The sequence below is a fragment of the Streptomyces iranensis genome (genome assembly GCF_017874715.1).
GTDB classification, from domain to species: domain Bacteria; phylum Actinomycetota; class Actinomycetes; order Streptomycetales; family Streptomycetaceae; genus Streptomyces; species Streptomyces iranensis.
Genome location: NZ_JAGGLR010000005.1, coordinates 17037 through 40509, shown reverse-complemented (window position 1 = coordinate 40509; position 23473 = coordinate 17037). Strand labels below are relative to the sequence as shown.

The window sequence follows — 23473 nt, the reverse complement described above, 5'->3', positions numbered from 1 at the left end:
CGTCAGCCGCACCGGCCCCCGGCACCCGGCACCCGGCCCCGGCCCCGGCCCCGGCAAGGTCGGGCGGCACCCCGTAACGTCGCCAACCCCCGGCACCGTCGGGCGGCACCCGGCCCGTCGGGCGGCACCCGGCACCGTCAGCCAGGGTCGGTCCGCTGGTTCAGCATGTCGCTGGTCATGGCCCAGCGCTCGTGGTCGCGCCAGGCGCCCTCGATGTAGAGGAAGTCGGGGGAGAACCCCTCCAACCGGAAGCCATGGCGCTTCACCAGCCCGATCGACGCCTTGTTGCCCGGCTGGATGTTGACCTCGACGCGGTGCAGCCCCAACGGCCCGAAGGCATGGCGCAGTACGAGCCCGAGCCCCTCGGACATATAGCCCTGTCCGGCGGCGGGCGGAAAGGCGCCATAGCCGATCGAGCCGCACTGGAAGGCGCCGCGCACGATGTTGTTGATGTTGATGAATCCGGCCATGTCACCGGTCTCCAGGGCATGGACCAGGAAGCCCTCGCGGTCCTCGCGCTCCAGCTGGGCGATGTAGTGCTGAAAGGCCGACTCGGAGGTGGGGAGGGTGAGCCAGGGGCGGTGGAACGGCATGCTCTCCCGGGCGCGCCTGGTGAACTCCGCGGCGTCCTCGCGGCGGGTGTGGCGGATGGCGGCCCGGGTTCCCTCGGCGACGTACCGGACGTCAGGCATGCGGCGATGATGTCAGCAGCGCCATGGCGGCCGCATAGCCGGAGCTCCCGGATATGGCCCCGTCCACGGGGATGTCGGTCATCGCCCACGGGCCGACCGGCACGGCGGAGAGCCCGGTGCCGACATAGTTGACCGCCGGGTCCCGGGACAGGCCGGTGCCCAGGCCCTTGAGATAGGCCTCCTTGCGGGTCCAGCAGCGGGCGAAGGCGGCGGGCCGGTCGGCGGCCGCCAGCGCGTCCAGCTCGGCGCGCTCCTTGGGGTGCAGGCTCTCGGCGACCTGCTCGACCACCGAGGCGGGCTGCAGCTTCTCCACGTCCACACCGACCGGGGAGCCCGCGAAGGCGAAGAGCACCAGATCACCGGCGTGCGACATATTGAAGTGCAGTGGGGTGCCGGACACGGCGGGGCGGCCGTGCGGACCGCCGCAGCCGGGGCACGCCTCGCGGGTGAACGGCACATCGGCCGGGGCCATGCCCAGATACGCGCCGAGCAGCTCCCGCAGCCCCAGATGGGCCGCCGTATAGCGCTCGCGGTCCTCCGCCCGCAGGAACTTCGAGGCCCGCTCCCGCTCCTCGGCGTCCAGGATCGTGCCGGGCGCGCCCGCGTCCATGGCCGCGGTGTACCGCGAGACGCTGAGCAGCCAGGTCTCGGGCTCGCCGCCCTGCGGCCAGGCATCGGCGACGGTGGTGGGCAGCGGATCACGACCGACGATGCGCGGGGCCGGTGGGGGTGTCAACTCGCTCCTCCAGTGGAGTTCGGAACCGCTGACTTCAGCAGCTCCAGGGTGGGCACATCGGATCTGATCAGCCCGAAGGTCTGGATGTACAGCGACAATTCGGCCTCCAGGGCGCGGATCATCGTATCGGCGCGGCGGAAGCCATGGCCCTCGCCCTCGAAGGTGAGATAGGCGTGCGGGACGCCGCGCCCGGCGACCGCCTCCAGGAAGCGCTCGCACTGCTCGGGCGGGCAGATGGTGTCGTCCAGCCCCTGGAGCAGTACGAAGGGCGAGCCGACGCGGTCGGCCCGGTGCAGCGGGGAGCGCTCGCGGTAGCGGTCGGCCACCTCATCGACCGGGCCCACCAGCGATTCGGTGTAGCGCGACTCGAAGTCATGGGTGCCGCCGGTGGCCCAGGAGACCAGGTCGAGGATGGGGTAGCTGACGGTGGCGCACGCGTAGAGGTCCGTGGCGGTGAGGGAGGCCGCCGCCGTCCAGCCACCCGCGCTGCCGCCGCGGATCGCGAGCCGGGCCCGGTCGGCGATGCCCTCGTCGGCGAGCGCCCCGGCGACGGCGGCGCAGTCCTGGACGTCGACCACGCCCCACTGCTCACGCAGCCGCTCGCGGTAGGCGCGGCCATAGCCCGTGGAGCCCCCGTAGTTGACCTCGGCGACGCCGATGCCGCGCGAGGTGAAGTAGGCGATCCCCAGGTCGAGCACGAGCGGGGCACGGCCGGTGGGCCCGCCGTGGGCCCAGATCACATACGGCGGAAGCTCACCATCCGGTGCGGAGTGGCCGGGATGGTGCGGTGGGTAGAGCTGGGCGTGGATCTCCCGGCCGTCCGGTCCGGTGAAGGTGCGGGCCTCCGGCCGGGGGTAGTACGCGGGGTCCACGGGGTCGCTGTGGACGCTGCCGATGACCCGGGAGCGACCGGTGCACACGTCCAGCTCCACCACCTCATGGCCGCTGTGCGGGCTCGCCGCGACGCCGACCACGCGGGTGCCGTTGACCGCCAGCGTCGGCTCCCATTCGGTCCAGGGGCCCGGGACATCGGCCAGCTCGCCGGTCCGTGGGTCGAGGATGCCGAGGGCCGCCGCGCCCCGGCCGTGCAGCACCGCGATCAGACCGCCGGTCAGCGGGGCGAACCAGCGGTGGCCCAGCTTCCAGAGCGGCCCGCCGAACTCCTCCTCGCGGGGGCACAGTTCCACCGGCCGCCCGGCCGTGGCCCGTTCCCGCGCACCGGCCGCCTCCTCCGGCGGCTGAAGACGGTGCAGATTCCACCATCCGGTGCGGTCGGTGGCCGCGAGCAGCGCGCCGTCCTCGGCCCACTCGATCTGGGCGACCGACTCCTCCGGCCCGCCCAGCACCGTCCGGGCGCCGGTGAAGGAGCCGTCCTCCGCGACATCGGCCAGCATCACCTCCGTGCCGTCCCAGGGCATCCGGGGGTGGTCCCAGACGATCCAGGCGGCCCGCCGGCCGTCGGGCGAGAGCCGGGGCCCGGTGAGGAAGCGATGGCGGCCGTCGGTCAGCTCGCGCACCGCCGCACGGTCCTCGGCGGCCGAACCGTCCAGCGGTACGGCGGCGATGACCCGCCGGACATCCGTCGGCCCGGCGCCGGTGAACTCCTCCAGCACACACCACACCTCGCCGCGCTCCGGGAGGAGCACCGGGTCGGCCCAGCGCAGCCCCTCCCCCACCGCCGACAGCGGGGTCAGCGGGCGCGGCGCGGCCCCGGCCGGGGCGTCCGGCTCATGGACGTACAACCGCTGGTCGGCGAAGTGGACGAAGACCACCAGCGGGCCGCCGCCCGCGCGGTCCACCGCGGCCCAGGGCATTCCGCCGTACCCCATCACCTTGCCGCGCACATTCCACGGCGGGGCCAGCACCGGGACCTCGGCGCCGTCGGTGCGCCGCCGGATCAGGGCGCGGCGGCCGCCCTCGCCGGGGCGCGGCGCGGTCCACCACACCTCCTCGCCGACCGTGCCCACATACTCCGGATGACCGTCGTGGGAGGCGACGAGCGCGGCGTCGACCGGGGAGGGCCAGTCGCCGTAAGGGGCCGTGACGGCCGTCTGCTGCTGCACCGTGTTCCTCACGCCCTCTGCAGGAAGTGGTCGAGCACGCGGACGCCGAAGTGCAGGGCCTCCACCGGCACCCGCTCGTCCACGGCGTGGTAGAGCGCCTGGTAGTCGAAGCCCTCGGGCAGGCGCAGCGGCGAGAAGCCGTATCCGGCGATGCCGAGCCGGGAGAACTGCTTGGCGTCGGTGCCGCCCGACATGCAGTACGGCACGGCGCGGGCGCCCGGGTCGAAGTGCTCGACGGCGGCGCGCATCGCCCGATACGTGGGGGTGTCGACCGGCGCCTCCAGCGGGCGCTCCCGGTGGTGGAACTCCCACTCCACATCCGGGCCGGTGAGCCGGTCGAGGGTGTCGTGGAACTCCTCCTCGCCACCGGGCAGCATCCGCCCGTCCACATAGGCGGTCGCGCTGCCCGGGATCACATTGACCTTGTAACCGGCCTCGAGCACCGTGGGGTTGGCGCTGTTGCGCACGGTGGGCTCGATCAGGGCGGCGGCGGGGCCCAGCTTGGCCAGCAGGGCGTCGACGTCGAAGTCCGGGGCGTCCACCTCGGCCGAGATGCCCTGGAGCGCGGCCAGTTCGGTGAGCGCGGACTTCACCGTGGGCGTCAGCCGGACCGGCCAGCTGTGCTCACCGATGCGGGCGACGGCGGCGGCCAGCCGGCTGACCGCGTTGTCCCGGTTGACCTTGGAGCCGTGTCCGGCGCGGCCGTGCGCGGTGAGCTTCAGCCAGGCCGTGCCGCGCTCCCCCGCCGCGATCGGGTAGATCCGCATCCCGGACCCGGCGTGGAAGGTGAAGGCTCCGGACTCGCTGATGCCCTCGGTGCAGCCCTCGAAGAGCCCGGCGTGACGGTCGGCGAGGAAGCCCGCGCCCCAGGCGGCGCTGTCCTCCTCGTCGGCGGTGAAGGCCAGCACTATGTCCCGGCGCGGCCGCACACCCGTCCGCGCCCAGGCCCGGACGACGGCGAGCACCATCGCGTCCATGTCCTTCATGTCGATGGCGCCCCGGCCCCAGACGACCCCGTCGCGCACCTCCCCGGAGAAGGGGTGCACGGTCCAGTCGGCGGGCTCGGCCGGGACCACGTCCAGATGGCCGTGGACCAGCAGCGCGGGCGCGGACGGATCGGTGCCCTCGATCCGGGCGACGACATTGGTGCGCCCCGGCGACCGCTCCAGCAGGGTGGGCTCGATCTCCACGTCGCCGAGCATCTCCGCCACGTACTCGGCGGCCGGGCGCTCCGAGCAGTCACCGCCGCCGCGGTTGGTGGTGTCGATCCTGATCAGATCGGAGGTGAACCGCACCACCTCCTCCAGCGCCTGGGCGTCGATCGCCTCGGCACGGTCCGCGTCAGCCATATTGCTCCTCCACCGCGGCCGAGACGACCGTCGTGACGGCCTTGAAGCAGCGGATCCCCTCGTACATGGTCGGTGAGGTGTACGCGACGCGACGCTCGCCGCTGCGCTCCACGCCCGGTACGACGCTCGCCGCCCCCACCAGATGCTCGGCGTCGAACTCCAGCTCCAGCGTGAACGGCCCGCCGTCGGCGGGCTCATGGCGCACCGCCAACACCGCCGCCTCCCGCGCCGCCTCCCTGATGTCCGCGGCCGTGCGGGCGGGGGTGCGGCACACCGCCGCATAGCGCGAGACATAGTCCTTGACCGCGACGCACCGGGCGTCGGGCACATAGTCCTTGGCGTCCTCGCAGGTCTTGTCGTCCCCGGTGATCAGCACCACCGGCACTCCGTACTCGGCGACCACCAGTGCGTTGAGCCGGCCTTCGCTCGCCCGCGCGCCGTTCACCCATACACCGGTGATGGAGTTGGCCAGGTAGGTGTGGGCGAGGACGCCCTCGGTGCCCGCGCCGGTGTGATAGCCGACGAACGCCACCCCGTCCACATCACCGTGCTGCACGCCCTCGACCATGCTCAGGGTCTTGTGCCGCCCGGTGAGCATCTGCGCGCGGTCGTCCAGCTCCTCCAGCAGCAGATTGCGCATGCTCCAATGCGCCTCGTTGATGAGCACCTCGTCCGCACCACCGTCGAGGAACCCGGCGACGGCCGCGCTCACATCGGAGGTGAACAGACGGCGGCAGCGCTCCCACTGCGGCGTGCCGGGCAGCACATCAGCCGGCCAGGTCACGCCGGTGGCGCCCTCCATGTCGGCGCTGATGAGGATCTTCATGCCTCGTCACGTTACGCGCCGCGCCCGACCCGAACCACCCCTGTGGATAACTGGTCCAGTCCACCGTTCCCGCCTGCGGCGCGCGGGGTCCGCCCGCCACGTCGGACTACGCCCGCGAGACCACGAACCAGCGGGCCGGCAGCTCGACCCGGGAGCCGTCCGGCCACTGCTCTGTTTGGGCCAGCGCCGTCGGGCCGTCGGCCAGGATCTCAAGACCGGCCTCCGCCAGCACCTCCGGAACCTCCTTGTCCGCCGCGTCGGCCGGCCGCAGCCCGTGGTCGAAGACCCGGCGCAGCTTCGGCGGCGGACCGCCCGGACTCGCCGCCAGCTCCCCCAGCACGGCCTTGGACCGGGCCGTCAGCTCCACGACGAACCCCCGCCCGCGCCGCCCCAGCAGCGTGGCCACCGCCTCCGCGACCGGACGCCGGTCGGCGGCGTCGCTCTGGTGGATCACGGCCCGCATGTACACATTGGCGTCGCCGAGCCGCCGGGCCAGGTCCGCCACCGCGGCCGCGTCCGTCAGGCTCAGCCGCCGGTACTCCGCCGCGCCCGCCGGGTCGGCGCGCCGTGCGTGCTCCACCGCGGCCTGGGACAGGTCGACGCCCAGCGCCCGCCCGAAGCGGGCGGCCAGATAGCGGGTCTGGGTGCCGTTGCCGCAGCCCAGGTCGACGATCGGCAGCGAGGTGTCGGCGTGCGGGGCGAGCAGGTCCAGATGCGGGGCGGCGCTCAGCGAGGGGTCCGCGTCCCAGATGGCGTCCCCCGGGGCGTCCGAGGTCTCCCGCCAGTAGCTCTCCCACGCCTGCCGGTAGCGCTCCGAGACGCTCATCGCCGCTCCCCTGGGTGTGCCAACGCCTGCTCGGGCGAATGTGCCGACGCCTGCTCGGCCGGATATGCCAACTCCTGCTCAGCAGGATGTGCCAACGCCTGCTCGAACCACACCGTTTTACCGCGCCCCGTGCGGCTCGTCCCCCACTCCCGCGCCAGTTTGCTGATCACCCGCAGCCCGCGCCCGCTCTCGTCGTCGCGGTCCGCGCTCAGCAGCGCCGGGAGTTCGTGGTCGTCATCGGTGACCTCGCACAGCAGGGCGTCGGTGCGCACCAGACGCAGCCGCACATGGTGGGTGTGAGCGTGCCGTATCGCGTTGGTCACCGCCTCGCTCACCAGGAGCTCGGCGGTCTCCACGGACCCCGGCAGCCCCCACCGCAGCAGCCGTTCGCGGACGAGCCGCCGCGCCCGCCCGACCTCGCTGGGGTCCAGTGCGAGCCGCCACTGGGCGACGTCCTCGGCCGGTACGCCGTTCAGCCGGGCCATCAGCAGCGCCACGTCGTCCTTACGGCCCCCACGGCCGTCCGTGTCGCGGGACGCGGCGGCCAGCGCCCGGATGATGGTGTCGCACGCGTCGTCCATGGACGCCGCCGGATGCGCCGCGGACTCGCACAGCGCGGCGATCCCGGCGCCGATGTCCTGGCCCCGCACCTCGACCAGGCCGTCCGTGCACAGCACCAGCCGGTCGCCGGGCGCCACCCGCACCGTCACCGTCTCGAAGGGCACCCCGCCCACGCCGATCGGCGCCCCGGTGGGCAGTTCCAGCAGCTCGCTGCGGCCGTCCTGGGCCCGCACCAGCACGGGCGGGATATGGCCCGCGTTGGAGACCACCAGCTCGGAGCCGACGGGGTCGTAGACCGCGTACAGACAGGTGGCCAGATAGTGCTCACCGAGCCGCTGGGCCAGATCGTCGAGGTTGCGCAGCAGCTGGGCGGGCGGCAGGTCGAGCGCGGCCATGGTCTGCACGGCGGTGCGCAACTGCCCCATCATCGCCGCCGAGGTGAGCCCGTGCCCCATGACGTCGCCGACCACCAGCGCGGTGCGCGACCCCGGCAGCTTGATGGTGTCGAACCAGTCTCCGCCGACCCGGCCCAGCCGGGTCCCGGGCAGATAGCGGGTGGCGGTGTCGCAGCCCGCCATGCGCGGCGTCACCTGGGGCAGCATGCTGTCCTGGAGCGTCTCGGCGACGTTCTCCTGGTAGGTGTACATCCGGGCGTTGTCGAGCACGAGCCCGGCGCGGGCGGCCAGTTCGGCGCCGGTCGTACGGTCCATGTCGTCGAACGGCTCACGCCCGGGGCGCCGCAGCAGCACCATGAAGCCCAGCACCACATCGCGCGCCTTGAGCGGCACGATCAGAATCGACCGGCCGTTGATCAGGGGCCTGAGGTCGCGCTTCTCGAACTGCCCGGCGATCCGGTCGCCCACCTCGTCGCTGATGTGCGGGATCAGCACCGGTTCGCCCGTGACCATGCACTGGAAGAACGGGGTGTGCTCGGGGAACGCGATGCTCTCGCCGACCGGCACGGTGTCGTCCCAGCGGCCCGGTTCGTCATTGTGCTCGACCCAGACGCGGTGCCAGACGGTGGTGACGTCGGGCGGGCCGTCGGGGAACCCCTCGCCCGCCAGGACCTGGGCGCACAGATGGGTCCCGGCGAAGTCCGCGAAGCGCGGGACGGCGGCGCTGGTCACCTCGCGGATGGTGCGGGCGAGGTCGAGCGAGGTGCCGATGCGGCCGCTGACCTCGTTGAGGAACTCCAGCCGCTCACGGACCGCCGCGTACTCCAGGTCCACCTCGTCGGGGTCCGGCGAACGCTCGGGGGCGTGCGCCCCATCCGGTGCGCCCTCCGCCGCGATCGCGCTCCGGCGTACGGCCTCCTGGCGCGCCCGGCGCTCGCGGTAGCGGGGCATCCCCCAGTCCGGCGTCACCGGGACGCGCTCGTGGTGGCTGATCTCCAGTACCGGATAGCCCAGTTCCAGCACCTGGGCGACGATCCGGCCGGCCGTGGCCGGGCCCATGTTGGGCAGGATGTCCGGCAGCCGGCCGGCCAGCCGCTCGGCGCCGGGGAACTCGGTGTGCAGCGCGAATCCGGGCCCGATCCGCTCATCGCGCCCCAGCGCGCCGCCGCCCACCCCCTGGGCGTCCGCCGCCAGCACCAACAGCCGCTCCGGGCCGGGGCCCAGCAGCGGATACGCCCACCACAGGACATCCACCCGGCCATGGCCCGGCTCCGCCATACGGGCCCGCCCCGCGGTGGGGTAGTACACGGTGCCGAGCCGCGACTCTTCGAGCTCCGGGCTGCCCGTCGCGTCGGTGCGCACCTCGGCGCCGCGTAACGCCCCCGAGACCGGCATCAGGTCGACGGCGGGACGGCCGACGGCCTGTTGGCGCGTGGCTCCGAAGAGCCTGCGCGCCCCCGAACTCCAGTGTGTGACCCGCCCCTCGGCGTCGATGACGACGACCGCGAGCGGCATCCTCCCGTGGACACCCCTGCGCTGCTCCGGCACCACGGGTGGCTCGCCCTGGCCGTCGTCGCAGCGCGACGTGCCGTACTCCATAGGCGGAAGACTCCTTCGCACGCAAGATCTGCGACAGCGCTACCCACGGTACGGCTGTTGCGGGTGACCGCGGGAGGCAATACCCGAATAGGTGTCATGTGCGGGTACGTGCGAGGAAGTCGCCGTCTGGAGGCGCCTTCGCGCGCGCCTCCCGGCGTGGGGCCTACGGGGCGCCTGGCGAATCTTTCCCCTCCCCGCCCCTTCCCGATACCAGGGGCTCCGCCCCTGGACCCCGGCACTCGGGGCAAAGCCCCACCACGCGGCGGAGCCGCATATCGACGCTGTGGGAAGGGGCGGGGAGGGGAGCAGTTCGCCGCAGGCGTCATGGTCCGTCGGGTGCCCCCAGTCCTCAGTCCTCGTAGCCCAGTTGGAGATCGCGCTCCGTACGGCCGCCGCCCGCGATCTGGAGGACCGTCGCCACCGGTGGGTAGCCGGCCGCGATGACCGTGTACTCGCCCGCCGACAGGTCGATGAAGCGGAACGCGCCTTCGGGGCCCGTGGTCGCCGTGTCGACCACGTTGCCCGCCGCGTCCAGCAGCGTGACCCGGGCGTCCTCCACCACCCGGCCGCCGGTGGCCCGGACGACTCCGCGCAGGACCGCGCCACCGGCCAGTTCGATGTCCTGCCGGGTCTCGCGGGCGGCCTGGACGGTGACGGGGAGGGCGGCGGGGCGGAACGCGGGGGCGCTGGCGGCGAGGGTGTACTCGCCCGCCACCAACTCGTCCATCACATAGTCCCCTTCGCGGCCGCTGCGGGTGGCCGCGACGACCTCGCCGCGCACATCGGTCAGGGTGACGGTCGCCTCCCTTACGGGCGTGCCGTCCGCCGTAAGGACGGCACCGGCGAGCCGTCCCGCGCCGCCGAGCACCACGTCCAGTTCGACCGGCCGGTCCCCGACGGTGACGCTGACCGCCCGCGGCTGGTGGCCGCCGGCCGCCGCGATCAGGACGTACGATCCGGCGCCGGGTGTGCTCAGCGCGTACCGCCCGTCCTCCCCGGTGGCGCCGCGCCCGATCTGGCGTCCGCCGACGTCGATGAGGGTCAGGGCCGCCCGTGGGACCGAGGTGCCGTCGTGGTGCTGGACCGTGCCGCAGACCGGGACGCCCGCGGTGGGTGGCGGCGCGGTGGGCGAGGCGGCCGCGGCGTGCCGGGGCCGGGCGCCCGCGCGCGCGGCCGGCACCACGGGGTCGTGCAGATCTTGCGGGTCTTGCTGGACGGCATAGTCGGTGTGGGACACCAGAGGTTTCTCCTTCAGGAGGAAGGCGAGCAGGAAGCCCAGGACGAGCACCGGCACGAGATAGAGGAAGATCCGCGGTATGGCGTGGGCGTACGCCGCGATGTAGCCGTCCCGCAGGGCGCCCGGCATGGCGTGCACCATCTGCGGGGTGACCGAGTCGGGGTCGGGCAGACCGGTTCCGTCGCCGCCGCTCCCGTACGCCGCCCCGGAGGGCAGGTCGACCTGGAGGCGGTCGGTGAGCCGGTTGGCGAAGAGCGTGCCGAAGACGGCCGCGCCGACGCTGCCGCCGATCTGCCGGAAGTAGTTGTTGGCGCTGGTGGCCGAGCCGAGGTCGGCCGCGGGCACGGAGTTCTGCACGGCGAGGACGAGCACCGGCAGGACGAGCCCGATGCCGAGCCCGAGGACGCCCATCCACAGGCTGTAGTCCTGGCGGGAGGTGTCCTCCTCCAGCCGGGAGAGCAGCCACATGCCGGCGATGGAGATCAGCCCGCCGACGACGGGGAAGACCTTGTAGCGGCCGGTGGTGCTGATGAGGTGGCCGGAGAGGATGGAGGCCAGCACCATGCCGCCCATCATGGGCACCATCAGCAGCCCCGACTCGGTGGCCGAGACGCCGTCGACCATCTGGAGGAAGGTCGGCAGATAGCTGGCGGCACCGAAGAGGGCGACGCCGATGACGGCGCCGATCAGCCCGCTGACGCAGAACACCGAGTCGCGGAACAGCCGCATGGGGATGATGGGTTCGGGGACGACGCACTCCACGACGACGAAGAGGATCGCAGAACCCGCCGCCCCCAGGGCGAGCCCGAGGATGACGCGGGAGCCCCACGCGTACTCCGTGCCGCCCCAACTCGTCAGCAGCACCGCGCAGGTGGAGAACAGGGACAGGAACAGCGCGCCCAGATAGTCGAAGCGGGCCCGCCGCGGCGGCTCCGGCACCTTGAGGACGGCGGCCACGACGGCGAGGGTGAGCAGTCCGAGGGGGACATTGACGTAGAAACACCAGCGCCAGGAGGCATGGTCGGTGAAGAACCCGCCGAGCAGCGGCCCGGCCACCGAGGCGAGACCGAACGCGGCGCCGATGAGCCCCATATAGCGGCCACGTTCCCGCGGGGGAACAATATCGGCCATGATCGCCTGGACGCCGATCATCAAACCGCCGGCGCCCACGCCCTGCACGGCCCGGAAGGCGATCAATTCCTCCATCGTGCGTGACCAGCCCGCGAGCGCGGATCCGGCGATGAAGACGACGATCGCGAAGACGAAGACGCTCTTACGGCCGATGAGATCGCCCAGCTTGCCGTAGAGCGGCAGCACGACGGTGACCGCGAGGAGGTAGGAGGTGACGGTCCAGGACATCTTGCCCAGGCCATGGAGTTCGCCGACCACCTCGGGGAGGGCGGTGGCGACGATGGTCTGGTCGAGCGCCGCGAGCAGCAGCGCGAGCATCAGCCCGAAGAAGACCATCCGCACCCGGGCCGGGCTGAGCGCGGCGGGCGCCGGGGCGGCGCCGCCCGCCGGGGGCGGCGCCGCACCCGCCCCGGCGCCGCCGGCTTCGGTTCCGTCGTCGGTGGCGTGGGCGGGAGGGCCCGCCGGTTCGTATCCGCCGTGCTCGTGGCTCTCTCGCCGCTTCGGCACGGTGGCGCCGGTGGTCCCGGTGGTGCCGCCCACGTCCTACTCCCCTCGTCACGTCTGCGCCGCCCATTTCTCGCATCACACGCAACGGGGGGCAAACAGCGACGAATCGCCGACGAGGGGGCGCGGACGGCATTCGCCCCGGTGAGAGTGTGTACGGGGATATGCGGGACCGCGGAGAAAACCACCCGAACCGGTGAGTGCGACGTTCAGTCCGGGAGACGGGGCCGGGGACGAAATCAGGACGCCATGGGCGCCGTGGGCACTACGGGTGCCACGGGCACTACGGGCGCCGTGGGCACTACGGGCGCCATGGGCACTGCGGGGCCACGGACACCATGGGCACTACGGGCGCTGTTCCGCCGTCTCGGCGGCGAGCTTGGCCAGCAGTTCGTCGTAGATCCGGGCCAGCCCCTTGGGGGCGAAGGTCCGCTCGAAGAAGCCGCCGATGCCGGTCGCGCCGGTCCAGGTGGAGGTGACGACGACCCGCGACTTCCCCTCCCCCGCCGGGGTGACGGTCCAGGTGGTGACCATCGAGGAGTTGCGGTCCTTCTCGACAAGTTGACCGTCGGACGGCTCGGAGACCTCCAGCAGACAGTCGCGCACCCGCTTGCTCGTGGCCTGGAGTTTCCAGTGCACGACGGTGCCCTCGCCGTCGCCGCCCTCGCGCACCTCGTACTCGCTGAACTGCTGCGGGAGGAGCCGAGGACGGGTGTCGCGGTAGTCGGCGATTGCGTCGAACACGTCCTCGGGCTTACCCGTGACGATCCGCTCCGTGGTGGCCTCGACCTGCCCCATCGCATTTCCTTCCGCCCTCGACGTGGCGCCTTCAGCCCATGACGCCCTGACAGGCGCAAGCCAACCACCTCAGCGGCACCGGCCCAAATCCGGGGTTGACTAAAATCAATCAAACATGTGTTCTATTGTGGTAACGAGCGAGACCCGGAGGTGCCTGCGATGCGCTGGGACAACCTGACGACCCGAGACGACACGGCGGCCACCCCGGCCCTCTTCGCCGCGGACGCGGTGACCACCCGGACCTTCGACACCCCGGAGTTCCGCGGGATCACCTTCCACGAGATCCGGGCGCGCTCGATCGTCAATCGGGTGCCCGGGGCCTCCCGGATGCCGTTCGAGTGGACGGTGAATCCGTACCGCGGCTGCAGCCACGCCTGCGTCTACTGCTTCGCGCGCAAGACCCACAGCTATCTCGACCTGGACACCGGGATCGGCTTCGACTCCCAGATCGTGGTGAAGACCAACGCGCCGGAGCTGCTCCGCCGCGAGCTGGCCTCCCGCCGCTGGACCGGTGAGCACATCGCCATGGGCACCAACGTGGACTGCTACCAGCGCGCCGAGGGCCGGTACCAGCTCATGCCCGGCATCCTTACGGCGCTCACGGAGCGCGCCAACCCCTTCTCGATCCTCACCAAGGGCACCCTGATCCTGCGCGACCTGGAGCTGCTGCGGCGGGCGTCACGCGTCACCGACATCGGCGTCTCGGTCTCGGTCGGCTTCACCGACGGCGAGCTGTGGCGCACCGTCGAACCGGGCACGCCCTCGCCCGAGCGGCGCCTGGACGTCGTAAGGACGCTGTCCTCCCACGGGATCCCGTGCGGTGTGCTGATGGCCCCGGTGATCCCCTTCCTCGGCGACTCCCCCGAGCAGCTGCGGGCCACCGTAAGGGCGATCGCGGAGGCCGGCGCCAGCTCCGTGACCCCGCTGGTGCTCCATCTGCGTCCGGGCGCCCGCGAGTGGTTCACCGCCTGGCTCACCCACCACCACCCCCGGCTGCTGCGGCGGTACGACGCGCTGTACGAGGGCGGGTCCTACGCCCCGAAGTGGTACCAGCGGCGGATCACCGGGATGGTGCACGACTTCGCCGCCGAGTACGGCATCGGCCCGTACGTGTCGGGCGCCCACCGCAATGTGTCCGGGAAGCCGGACGCCCGGACCGAAGAGGAGCCGGACGCCCGGACCGACACACCACCGGCCCAGCTGTCACTGCTCTGAATCGGCCCAGCTGTCACTGCTCTGAAAACCCGCCCCCGCTCCCTCTCACGGCACCCGCGCCTCACCCACCTTCTCCGCCGCGCCGCCCTGGCCCGCCGGCTCCGGCGCGCCCCCGCCCGTGACGGCGCCCTCGCCGGTGATCCGGGCCAGCGCGGCGGCTGCCGCCGCGCTGAGGCGTATGTGCTGGGCGGCGGCGGTCAGGGCGGGGATGGCGCGCTCGTCGCCGATCGCGCCCAGGCCCTCCACGCAGGCGCGGGCGATCGCCCAGTGCCGGTCGCGGGCCGCCAACTGCCGTTCCAGGGCGGCCACCAGGGCCGGTACGGACTCGGGGGCCCGCAGCTCCACCAGCAGCCGGATGGGGTGCAGGGAGTACGCGGTGCGCAGCGGATTCGTGGCCAGGGCGGCGGCGGCCCGCGCGGTGCGCGGATCGCCGAGCCGGGCCAGCACCCGGGCGGCGGTCGCACAGCGGGCCGGCTCGCGGTAGTTGAGCAGGAGGACAAGGGTTTCGAAGGCCCGGCGGTCCTTGGCGCTGCCGAGCACGAAGGCGGCCGTCTCCCGGGCCCACAGCGGCTGCTCCGGCGCGACGAGGATGCGGGCCAGCTGTTCGCGCGCGGCGGGGGTGCCCTGGCGCACGAGCGCGAGCAGCGAGGCATGGGCCGCGGTTTCCTGCGGGGTTGAGAGCGAGGCCCGTACCCGCTCCGTCAGCGTCCGGAATTCATCGTCCATACGAGGTCTCCCCTCCCCGGTGGGCCGCGTTCCGGCACGGCCTCACTTTGAGCTCTGGCATCTTGGTTACCCGCGAGTTAATATGGCGACACGAGCAGCACCCCTGCTCCGGCGGCCTGGTGACGCAGCCGCCTTGTGTGACGTCGGTTCGGCAGTTCCAGAACAGCAGTTGAGGCATGGCCCCGGGACAGGGCCGGCCGCGTGTCTCCCACGGGCAGTTTCCTCCGTACGGCGCTGTCCGTAAGGGAGCGTGCAAGCCCTTCCATCGGGGATTTGTGTCAGCCGCGTCAGCCCCCCGCGCATGCGTGGCGTGAACGGCAGCAGTGGCATGGCACGAGCTCCCCTCAGTCGTCACTTCATCCCCGTTTCCGGGGAACACCCTCTGGAGTCCGCGATGGACCGTCTCCCACACACCGGCGTCAGCACTACGTCCCCCTCTGATCTCTCCCCCTCCCGGGCCCCGCTCACTACTGTCGCCGTCGTCGGGCTCGGCACGATGGGCACCGGCATCGCCGAAACCCTGGCCCGAGCGGGCCGCGAGGTGATCGGCATCGACATCGACGAAAGCGCCTGCCGCCGAGCCGTCACCGCGATCGAGGTCGCCACCGCCCGCGCCGTGCACCGCGAGCGGATCAGCGAACGGGAGCGGGCCGGGATCCTCGACCGCTTCCGCATCTCCACCGATCTGCGCGCCGCCGCCGACGCCGAGCTGGTGATCGAGGTGGTGCCGGAGGACTACGACACCAAGCACGAGGTCTTCGCCGAGCTGGACACCGTGGTCAGTCCCTCCGCGATCATCGCGACCGGCACCAACGCGCTGTCGGTGACCCGGCTGGCCGCCGAGTCCGCACATCCGGAGCGGGTCCTGGGCCTGCACTTCTTCAATCCGGCGCCCGCGATGAAGCTCGTCGAGATCGTCTCCAGCGTGCTGACCGCCCCCGCGGCCGTCGAGGCGGTCACCGCGCTCGCCCGCGACCTGGGCAAGGAGCCGGTGGCGCTCGGCGACCGGCCCGGGTTCGTCGCCGACGGGCTGCTGTTCGGCTATCTCAACCAGGCCGCCGCGATGTACGAGGCCAAGTACGCGGCGCGGGAGGACATCGACGCCGCGATGAAGCTCGGCTGCGGGCTGCCGATGGGCCCGCTGGCCCTGCTCGACCTGATCGGCGTCGACACCGCCCGCACCGTCCTGGAGGCCATGTACGCCGCCTCCGGCGACCGGCTGCACGCGCCCGCGCCCATCCTGGGGCAGCTCGCCCAGGCCGGTCTCACCGGCCGTAAGGCGGGCCGCGGCTTCTACACGTACGAGGCGCCGGGCAGCGGCACCATCGTGCCCGATGCCGCGACGGCCGAGGTGGGGCACTCCACGGAAGGGGCGCGCCCCGTGCGCGCCGTCGGCGTCGCCGGTTCGGGCACGATGGCCTCCGGGATCGCCGAGGTCTTCGCCAAGGCGGGCCTGGAGGTGGTGCTGGCCGGCCGGACCCTGGAGAAGGCCGCGGCGGCGAAGGCCCGCATAGGGAAATCCCTGCAAAGGTCGGTGTCCAAGGGGCGGATGACGGAGCGGGCCCGGGAGCAGACGCTGGCGCGGATCACCCCGGCCGACGCGCTCGACGCGTTCGCCGACGTGGACTTGGCCGTGGAGGCGGTGGCCGAGGACCTGGTGGTCAAGCAGGAGCTCTTCCGGGTGCTGGACAAGGTCTGCAAACCGGGCGCGGTGCTGGCCACGACCACCTCCTCGCTCCCGGTCGTCGCCTGCGCGCGGGTGACCTCGCGCCCGCAGGACGTGGTGGGCCTGCACTTCTTCAACCCGGCGCCCGCGATGAAGCTGGTCGAGGTGGTGCACACCGTGCTGACCGCGGACGATGTGCGCGCGACCGCGCACGCCGTGTGCGCGGCGGTGCGCAAACACCCGGTGGACTGCGGCGACCGGGCGGGATTCATCGTGAACGCCCTGCTGTTCCCGTACCTCAACAACGCTGTGAAGATGGTCCAGGAGCACTACGCCACCCCGGACGCCATCGACGCCGCGATGAAACTGGGCGGCGGCTATCCGATGGGCCCCTTCGAACTGCTCGACGTCGTGGGGCTGGATGTGTCGCTGGCCATCGAGCAGGTGCTGCACCGGGAGTTCCGCGAGCCGGGCCTGGCGCCGGCGCCGCTGCTGGAGCATCTGGTGGCCGCCGGGTGCCTCGGCCGCAAGACCGGGCGCGGCTTCCGCGAGTATGCCAAAGCCTGAGTACGCCTCCGGGTGGGGCGGACCGTCTGACTCCGGTACCCGGTGGGGCGGGCTGCTGGAGCCCTCCGTCGGTCTGCCCCCGCACCGGCACTCACAAGCGTGTTACGTTCCCCACATGTCCCAGCCCGTGAAGGCCACGCGTACGGAGCGTACGAAGCGAACCCCCTCATCCGGCGGCGGTGAGAGCGCGGGAAGCCGCCGCGCCGCAGCTCAGCGTCTGTCCATGCGCCGCAAACTCGCGGCCGCGGCAATGGAGTTGTTCGCGACGCAGGGGTACGAGGCGACGACCGTCGACGAGATCGCGGCCAGGGCGGGGGTGGCCCGCCGCACCTTCTTCCGGCACTTCCGCTCCAAGGAAGAGGCGATCTTCCCGGACCACGACGACACACTGGTGCGGGCGGCGGCGGTACTGGACGCGGCGCCTCCGCATGAGAACCCCCTGGACACCGTGTGCCGCGGGATCAAGGAGGTCATGCGGATGTACGCGGCCTCGCCGGGCGTCTCCGTGGAGCGCTACCGGCTGACCCGTGAGGTACCGGCGCTGCGGGAGCGGGAGATCGCCTCGGTGGCCCGCTACGAGCGGCTTTTCACCCGCTATCTGCTGGGCCACTTCGACGAGGGCGCCCACCATGACGGCGACGACGATCCGCTGCTGGCCGAGGTCGCCGCGTCGGCCGTGGTCACGGCCCACAACCATGTGCTGCGGCGCTGGCTGCGGGCGGGCGGCCAGGGCGAACTGGAGTCCCAGCTGGACCACGCCTTCGCGATCGTCCGCGAAACGTTCGGGAGCGGCATCGGGGACCGTCCCGCCGTGGCCGGCGGGCGCCCCGCGGCGGCGGTCTCGGCGAAGGAGGAGGACGAGGTGGTGGTGATGGTGGCGCGGACGGACGCGCCGCTGACGGAGGTCATGCGGACGATCAAGAAAGCATTGCAGCGCTAGCGCTGCGGTTTGGGGTTCGCCGGTTCTGGGTTCGCCGCCACGCTTGGCGGACCTCGTCCTGGGCTGAGGCTGCCCGCCCATGCGGATGGTTCGGCACCGCCGAACTCCGCCGTCGGGCGTCCCGCCGTCGCGGCGGGAGGGGAGGGCGGCACCCGCCACCGCAGGCAGACCCCGCGCGCCATCGCGGTCGGCAGGGAGCGGCGGCACCCGCCCCCCCACACACACAAGCCGACCCCGGGCCCGGTGGCCCGCCGAACAGGCGGTTCGGCACCGCCGAACTGCACCGTCGGACGTCCCGCCATCGCGGCGGGGAGGAAGGGCGGCACCCGCCACCGCAGGCAGACCCCGCGCGCCGTCGCGGTCGGCAGGGAGGGGCGGCACCCGCCCCCCACAAGCCGACCCCGGGCCCGGTGGCCCGCCGAACAGGCGGTTCGGCACCGCCGAACTGCACCGTCGGACGTCCCGCCGTCGCGGCGGAGACGAGGGGCGGCACCCGCCCCTCCGACCTCGCCGTCGCGGCGGGGAGCGGGGAGCGGGGCCCGCCCCCCACAGGCGGGCCCCGCCCTGGCCGCGCCTGCGCCGCCCCGGTGCGGGGCGGCGCGGGCGCCCTAGCCCGTCTTCGTCAGCTTCGCGGCGAAGCCGCCGTTCTTGGGGACGTCCACCTTGAGCCGTGAGGTCGCCGTGACCTCCTGGGTCTCGGTGACGACCTTTCCGTCCGGGCCGTCCTTCCACATCTCGATCCGCCAGCCGCCCTTGCCGAGGAAGCTCAGCGGCTCGTCCAGCGTGCGGGCCGCGCCCGAGGTGATCGCGCCCAGGTACCAGGTGTCGCCGGAGCGGCGGGCCAGGACGGCGCGGTCGCCGGGGTCGCCGTCGACCAGCTTTGTCTCGTCCCACACCGTGGGCACCTGGTTCAGGAACTTCAGCTCGAGCGGTCTGCTCTCGTAGGACTCCACGCTGTCGGCGAAGTGCTGCACCCCGGATTCGTAGACGACCGAGAGCGCGAGTTCGGCCGCGTCACTCGTGGGCCGCACGCCGGTGAAGGTCACCGGTGTGAAGTCCATGGGCCCGATGAGGTTCCGTGTGAACGGCAGGGTCGTGTAGTGCGCCGCCGGGAAGGGCTGGCGGCCCGGCTTGGGGCGGGTGCCCTCGGCGCCCTTGACCGCCTCGGTGCTCATCAGCTGCGGCCAGGTGCGCTCCTGGCCGCGCGGGATCGTGGCGCCGTGGAAGTTCAGCATCAGCTTGTGCCGGGCGCTGTCCTTGAAGACCGCGTCGTACCAGCGCATCCGGTCCTGGCCGTCCGACTCCAGGAAGTCGATCTTCAGTCCGGCGATCCCCCAGGACTTCCACAGCGGGAACAGCCGGTCGCGCTCGCTCTGCGCGTCGATGGTCTGCCAACGGGCCCACACCCAGACGCCGACGCCCTTCTCCTTGGCGTACGCGGTCAGCTCGGGCATCCAGGAGTCGCTCCAGCCGGAGTCCACCAGGATGTACTCCCAGCCCTCGCGCGCCGCGAAGTCCACGAACTTCTTCTGGGCGTCCAGGCTGGTCGGGCTCTGTCCGTCCGACCACCAGGACCACGCCGCCTTGCCCGGCTTGATCCAGGAGGTGTCGGCGACCTTGGAGGGGGCGGCCAGATCGGTCGGCAGATCGCTCTCGGTGACGGTGGCGAGGTCTCCGATGACCATGGTCCGCCAGGGGGTGGTCAGCCCGGGGCCACTGACCTCGGCGGGGTCGGGGAGGGTGAGCTTGAAGCGGTCGGTGGCGGAGTCGAGGGTGAGCCGGGAGCCGCCGTAGGAGCTGTTGAGGTCCGCCTCCTCGATCAGCATCCAGCTGGAGCCGATGTGGAAGAGCGACGGATAGCCGTAGTCGCCCGCCTTGGCGTCGGCGACCTTGCCGTGGTCATGGGCGGACTCGTAGTCCTGGCGGCCGTTGTCGTACGGCAGGAGGAAGGAGTCGGCGGACGGCGGGACGGCGTACTCGGTGCTCTCGCCGAGCACCGTGACCGTCCCCTTGTCCGGCAGCACATAGCGGTAGGCCAGCCCGTCGGCGGAGACCCGGATGACCACCTTCAGAGTCCGCCCGTCCTTGCGGAAGGTGAAGGTCGACTCGGAGGCGTCGGAGGTGTGGTGGGTGCGGCGGCCGGTGGTGGTCGGGTAGGTCTCGTGGACCTTACGGTCGCTGCGCCCCGCGAACCGCAAGCCCTTGCTGAAATCGGTCTCGGCGGTGCGGATGCCCAGGCCCGACGGCCGCAGCACGGCGGTGGAGCCATGGCGCGCGGCCAGCGTCAGCGCGCCCTCATTGTTCAGCTTGAGCTCGCCGCTGACCTGCCCCTTTCCGGTCAGCCGCCAGTCCTGCGCACGACCGTCCGATGCCGCCGCCGCCCGGAGCGGCACCAGCACGGCGGCCGCGCAGGCGAGGGCGGCCACGGCTCTGGTGACCTTTGATCGTGCCGTTCGCATCGTTCCTCCTCGTTCACCGCATCCTCGACACGGCGCTCGATACATCAGAGCAATCGGGTGCCTTGACGCATCATCAGCCCGTTTCTACGCTCCCGTCTAGCCAAATCATCGGAGCAATCTAGTCGCTTCGGGGACGGGAGAAGATCGGGATGCCAGTCAGCAGACGTGGATTCCTGGGCCGGGTGGCGGCGGGCGCGGCCGCGAGCACGGCCGTCGGTGCGGCCCTCCCCGAACAGGAGGCGGCGGCCCAGCCACAGCATTCGGTGACCCTGCGGGGCATGCGCACCGACCAGGAGTGGGAACGCTTTCTCAGCGGTCAGGATCTGCTCTGGAAGCGCTTGCCGAGAACGTGGTACGAGGGGCCGTTCCTCGGCAATGGCCTGCTCGGCTCGATGATCTATCAGGAGCCCGGGGAGAACGCGCTGCGCTTCACGGTCCACCACAGTGAGGTGCAGGACCACCGGCCCACCGAAGGCGGCAGCGACTGGGGCGTGGCGCGGCTCCCGGTCGGCAATCTGCTGCTGCGCCCGGTCGGCGCCATCACCGGCGTCGATCTGCGGCTGGATCTGTGGAACGCCGAGTTGCGCGGCACGGTCACCACGGACAAGGGGAAGCTGAAGCTCCGCGCGCTGGTGCACAACGACCGCACCATGCTGCTGGCCACCGTCGAGGCGAGCGCCGGCGAGGAGGGGTTCCGCTGGGAGTTCAAGCCCTCACCGGCGGTCAGTCCGCGCATCGTCCGCGAGGATCCGCCGAAGGGTTTCGAGCCCAACCCGGCCCCGGTCAGCCGCACCGAGGACGGGCTGGGCGTCACCGTCCAGTCGCTGGTGGCGGGCGGGCAGACGGTGAGCGCGTACAAGCAGCGCGGCAGCGGCCGGGAGCGCACGTACTACCTGGCCGTGGCGCACTCCTACCCCGGTACGGACGCGGAGGGCCGGGCGCGGACCACCGTGCGCAAGGCGTCGGCGCTGCCGGTCTCCACCCTGCGGCGCACCCACTACGAGTGGTGGCACCGCTTCTACCGCAAGAGCTTCATCTCGGTGCCCGACGGGATGCTCCAGAGCTTCTACTGGATCCAGCTCTACAAGCTGGCCTGCGCCGCCCGTGAGCACGCCCCCGTCATGGCCACCACCGGCCCGTGGGTGGAGCCGACCCCGTGGCCCGGGGTGTGGTGGAACCTCAACGTCCAGCTGGAGTACTGGCCGGTGCACGGCTCCAACCACCTGGAGCTGGACGCGATTCCGCGCACCCTCGCCGAGAACACCGACGTGCTCATCAGCGGTCTCAAGCCCGAGTACCGCGCCGACTCGGCCGGGCTGCGCCGCTCCACGGACGCGCAGTGCGAGGACAACGGCACGGTGCCGGTACCGGGCGTCGGGGACTCCCCCGAGGTGGGCAATCTGCCCTGGGCGCTGCACAACGTCTGGCTGAGCTACCGCCACACCATGGACCGGGGCCTGCTGGAGGACGTGCTCTATCCGCTGCTGCGCCGCTCCACCAACTACTACCTCCACTTCCTCACCCAGCAGCCGGACGGCAGGCTGCATCTGCCGAAGACCTTCTCCCCCGAGTACGGCGCGGCCCCGGACTGCAACTACGACCTGGCGCTGCTGCGCTGGTCCTGCCAGACCCTGCTGACCACGGTCGAGTTGCTGGACAAGGACGATCCGCTGGTGCCCAAGTGGCGCGAGGTGCTGGAGAAGCTGGTCGACTATCCGGTGGACGAGAACGGCTTCATGGTCGGCACCGGTGTCCCCTTCGCCAAGTCCCACCGCCACTACTCCCATATGCTCTCGGTCTACCCGCTCTACCTGGTCAACTGGGACCAGAAGGAGCACCGGGACCTGATCGCCCGCTCGCTGGAGCACTGGATCAGCTTCGAGGGCGCGCTGCGCGGCTACAGCTTCTCGGGCGCGGCCTCGATCTCGACGCAGATGGGGCGCGGCGATGACGCGCTGAAGTATCTGCGGGAGCTGGTGGCGCGGTTCATCCAGCCCAATACCCACTACTACGAGGCGGGTCCGGTGATCGAGACCCCGCTGTCGGGCGCACAGGCGATCCACGACATGCTCTGCCAGAGCTGGGGCGGGACCATCCGCTTCTTCCCCGGGGTGCCGGGCGAGTGGAAGGACGTCACGCTGCACGACTTCCGCACCCAGGGCGCGTTCCTGGTCAGCGGGGTGCGTACGGGCGGTACGACGCGCTGGGTGCGGGTGCGCAGCCTGGCCGGGGAACCCTGCCGCGTCCGCCATTCGATCGGCGGCCGGGTCGCGGTCGCCGGGGTGGGCGGCCCCGCCCCGAAGTGGCGTGACCTGGGGAACGGCGAGATCGAGCTGGAGCTGGACCGGGAGGACGAGGCGGTGATCTACCCGGCCGGCGCCCGGCCGGACTTCCGGATCGCCCCGGTGAAGGTCACCACCCCGGCCGAGCCCTGGGGCCTGCCGGAGCTGCCGCAGGCGGGCGGCGTCACCCAGATCGATCTGACCGGGCACTTCGACAACGACGCCATCACCACCGAGATGTACTACGGGGACGGCGACTTCGACGGTACGGGCCGCACCTATCCGATGGCGCAGCTGCCGCAGACCGGGCAGACCGAGGACGACGGGATCGCCTTCGCGTTCAGCAACGGCAGCGAGGGCTCCAACAACAATGTCATCGCCGCAGGTCAGAAGGTCACGGTCGCGGCGGGCGGCTATACGAAGCTGCATGTGCTGGGCGCGGGCGACACCGGCAATGTGTCCGTCCCCGCCGAGGCCATGTACGCCGACGGCTCCACGGGCAGGCTGACCATCCAGCTGACGGCCTGGATGTCGGGTCCGGCGTACGGGGAGACGGAGGCGGTGCGGACGAGTCAGATCCACACCCGCACCGGCCCGTTGGGCACCAAGGCCGCGATCTTCCACCAGGTGGTGGAGCTGGACCCGGGCAAGGAGCTGTCGGCGATCACCCTGGGCGCCCCCTCGGGCACCGCACGGGCGCACATCTTCGCCCTCTCGCTGGAGAAGGACGACTGACGAAGGACACGCACTACGGGATCCACACCGCGACGGCCGCCCCGCTTGGGGCGGCCGTTGTTGCTCATGTGTGCACTGGAGATGACAACTGAGGGAAATTGTTGGCACCCAGTGTCTTGCGAGGTGGCACAGAGTGCCATACGGTGATGTTGTCCGGGCGGCCGGC

General features: G+C 72.0%; 15 protein-coding genes. 4 read left to right on the top strand and 11 right to left on the bottom strand.

Annotated features, from left to right (window positions below; genetic code table 11):
- Positions 1-137: 137 nt before the first annotated feature.
- The 9 genes from J2Z30_RS10335 to J2Z30_RS10295 all read right to left on the bottom strand — a co-directional run bounded on the left by J2Z30_RS10335 (position 138) and on the right by J2Z30_RS10295 (position 12717).
- Positions 138-692, bottom strand: a complete 555-nt coding sequence (locus J2Z30_RS10335) for a GNAT family N-acetyltransferase (RefSeq protein ID WP_044569033.1) — start codon at positions 690-692, stop codon at positions 138-140.
- Positions 685-1428 carry a 4'-phosphopantetheinyl transferase family protein gene (locus J2Z30_RS10330; RefSeq protein ID WP_052701299.1) on the bottom strand — a complete coding sequence of 248 codons (744 nt, stop codon included), beginning with the start codon at positions 1426-1428 and terminating at the stop codon, positions 685-687. Before J2Z30_RS10330 ends, J2Z30_RS10335 begins: the two co-directional genes overlap by 8 nt.
- A complete protein-coding gene (locus J2Z30_RS10325; RefSeq protein ID WP_044569034.1) occupies positions 1425-3491 on the bottom strand; it encodes a S9 family peptidase in 2067 nt (688 codons plus the stop codon). Before J2Z30_RS10325 ends, J2Z30_RS10330 begins: the two co-directional genes overlap by 4 nt.
- Before the next feature lie 8 nt (positions 3492-3499).
- Positions 3500-4840 (bottom strand): M20/M25/M40 family metallo-hydrolase, encoded by a 1341-nt coding sequence (locus J2Z30_RS10320; RefSeq protein ID WP_044569035.1) that lies wholly within the window; start codon positions 4838-4840, stop codon positions 3500-3502.
- The gene (locus tag J2Z30_RS10315; RefSeq protein ID WP_044569036.1) at positions 4833-5666 is read right to left on the bottom strand and encodes a M55 family metallopeptidase; all 834 of its coding nucleotides are present in this window, start codon (positions 5664-5666) and stop codon (positions 4833-4835) included. Before J2Z30_RS10315 ends, J2Z30_RS10320 begins: the two co-directional genes overlap by 8 nt.
- Positions 5667-5772: 106 nt before the next feature.
- Positions 5773-6492, bottom strand: a complete 720-nt coding sequence (locus J2Z30_RS10310; RefSeq protein ID WP_044569037.1) for a class I SAM-dependent methyltransferase — start codon at positions 6490-6492, stop codon at positions 5773-5775.
- On the bottom strand, positions 6489-9047 hold the full coding sequence (locus tag J2Z30_RS10305; RefSeq protein WP_245387848.1) for a SpoIIE family protein phosphatase: 2559 nt from the start codon (positions 9045-9047) through the stop codon (positions 6489-6491). Before J2Z30_RS10305 ends, J2Z30_RS10310 begins: the two co-directional genes overlap by 4 nt.
- Positions 9048-9396: 349 nt before the next feature.
- Positions 9397-11955 carry an MFS transporter gene (locus J2Z30_RS10300; protein WP_044569038.1) on the bottom strand — a complete coding sequence of 853 codons (2559 nt, stop codon included), beginning with the start codon at positions 11953-11955 and terminating at the stop codon, positions 9397-9399.
- A 309-nt stretch (positions 11956-12264) separates the two neighbouring features.
- Positions 12265-12717 carry an SRPBCC family protein gene (locus tag J2Z30_RS10295; protein ID WP_044569039.1) on the bottom strand — a complete coding sequence of 151 codons (453 nt, stop codon included), beginning with the start codon at positions 12715-12717 and terminating at the stop codon, positions 12265-12267.
- Positions 12718-12876: 159 nt separating this feature from the next.
- Between J2Z30_RS10295 and J2Z30_RS10290 the strand changes: the two genes are divergently transcribed.
- Complete coding sequence (locus J2Z30_RS10290) at positions 12877-13932, top strand: Rv2578c family radical SAM protein (protein WP_044569040.1); 1056 nt, start codon at positions 12877-12879, stop codon at positions 13930-13932.
- 45 nt (positions 13933-13977) lie between these two features.
- Here J2Z30_RS10290 and J2Z30_RS10285 read toward each other — a convergent pair whose 3' ends face one another.
- Positions 13978-14658 (bottom strand): HEAT repeat domain-containing protein, encoded by a 681-nt coding sequence (locus J2Z30_RS10285; protein ID WP_044569041.1) that lies wholly within the window; start codon positions 14656-14658, stop codon positions 13978-13980.
- A 394-nt stretch (positions 14659-15052) separates the two neighbouring features.
- On the opposite strand from J2Z30_RS10285, the gene J2Z30_RS10280 reads away from it, so the two are divergent.
- Together J2Z30_RS10280 and J2Z30_RS10275 are read left to right on the top strand one after the other, a co-directional pair.
- Positions 15053-16891: a 3-hydroxyacyl-CoA dehydrogenase family protein gene (locus J2Z30_RS10280; protein ID WP_078956566.1), complete on the top strand. Its 1839-nt coding sequence runs from the start codon at positions 15053-15055 to the stop codon at positions 16889-16891.
- A 115-nt stretch (positions 16892-17006) separates the two neighbouring features.
- Positions 17007-17831, top strand: coding sequence for a TetR family transcriptional regulator (locus tag J2Z30_RS10275; protein WP_044569042.1), 825 nt, complete (start codon positions 17007-17009; stop codon positions 17829-17831).
- 608 nt (positions 17832-18439) lie between these two features.
- On the opposite strand, the gene J2Z30_RS10270 is transcribed toward J2Z30_RS10275, so the two are convergent.
- Positions 18440-20290: a glycoside hydrolase family 97 protein gene (locus J2Z30_RS10270; RefSeq protein WP_044569043.1), complete on the bottom strand. Its 1851-nt coding sequence runs from the start codon at positions 20288-20290 to the stop codon at positions 18440-18442.
- A gap of 149 nt (positions 20291-20439) precedes the next feature.
- Here J2Z30_RS10270 and J2Z30_RS10265 point away from each other — a divergent pair, with 149 nt between their 5' ends.
- On the top strand, positions 20440-23307 hold the full coding sequence (locus J2Z30_RS10265) for a glycosyl hydrolase family 95 catalytic domain-containing protein (RefSeq protein ID WP_044569045.1): 2868 nt from the start codon (positions 20440-20442) through the stop codon (positions 23305-23307).
- Positions 23308-23473: the final 166 nt, after the last annotated feature.

What these genes read in the sequence shown, in the direction of transcription:
- J2Z30_RS10290 (WP_044569040.1), top strand. Translation starts at nt 12,877, where the DNA reads ATGCGCTGGGACAACCTGACGACCCGAGACGACACGGCGGCCACCCCG.
- J2Z30_RS10265 (WP_044569045.1), top strand. Translation starts at nt 20,440, where the DNA reads ATGCCAGTCAGCAGACGTGGATTCCTGGGCCGGGTGGCGGCGGGCGCG.
- J2Z30_RS10335 (WP_044569033.1), bottom strand. Translation starts at nt 692, where the DNA reads ATGCCTGACGTCCGGTACGTCGCCGAGGGAACCCGGGCCGCCATCCGC.
- J2Z30_RS10320 (WP_044569035.1), bottom strand. Translation starts at nt 4,840, where the DNA reads ATGGCTGACGCGGACCGTGCCGAGGCGATCGACGCCCAGGCGCTGGAG.
- J2Z30_RS10310 (WP_044569037.1), bottom strand. Translation starts at nt 6,492, where the DNA reads ATGAGCGTCTCGGAGCGCTACCGGCAGGCGTGGGAGAGCTACTGGCGG.
- J2Z30_RS10285 (WP_044569041.1), bottom strand. Translation starts at nt 14,658, where the DNA reads ATGGACGATGAATTCCGGACGCTGACGGAGCGGGTACGGGCCTCGCTC.
- J2Z30_RS10280 (WP_078956566.1), top strand. Translation starts at nt 15,053, where the DNA reads ATGGACCGTCTCCCACACACCGGCGTCAGCACTACGTCCCCCTCTGAT.
- J2Z30_RS10270 (WP_044569043.1), bottom strand. Translation starts at nt 20,290, where the DNA reads ATGCGAACGGCACGATCAAAGGTCACCAGAGCCGTGGCCGCCCTCGCC.
- J2Z30_RS10295 (WP_044569039.1), bottom strand. Translation starts at nt 12,717, where the DNA reads ATGGGGCAGGTCGAGGCCACCACGGAGCGGATCGTCACGGGTAAGCCC.
- J2Z30_RS10315 (WP_044569036.1), bottom strand. Translation starts at nt 5,666, where the DNA reads ATGAAGATCCTCATCAGCGCCGACATGGAGGGCGCCACCGGCGTGACC.
- J2Z30_RS10305 (WP_245387848.1), bottom strand. Translation starts at nt 9,047, where the DNA reads ATGGAGTACGGCACGTCGCGCTGCGACGACGGCCAGGGCGAGCCACCC.
- J2Z30_RS10275 (WP_044569042.1), top strand. Translation starts at nt 17,007, where the DNA reads ATGTCCCAGCCCGTGAAGGCCACGCGTACGGAGCGTACGAAGCGAACC.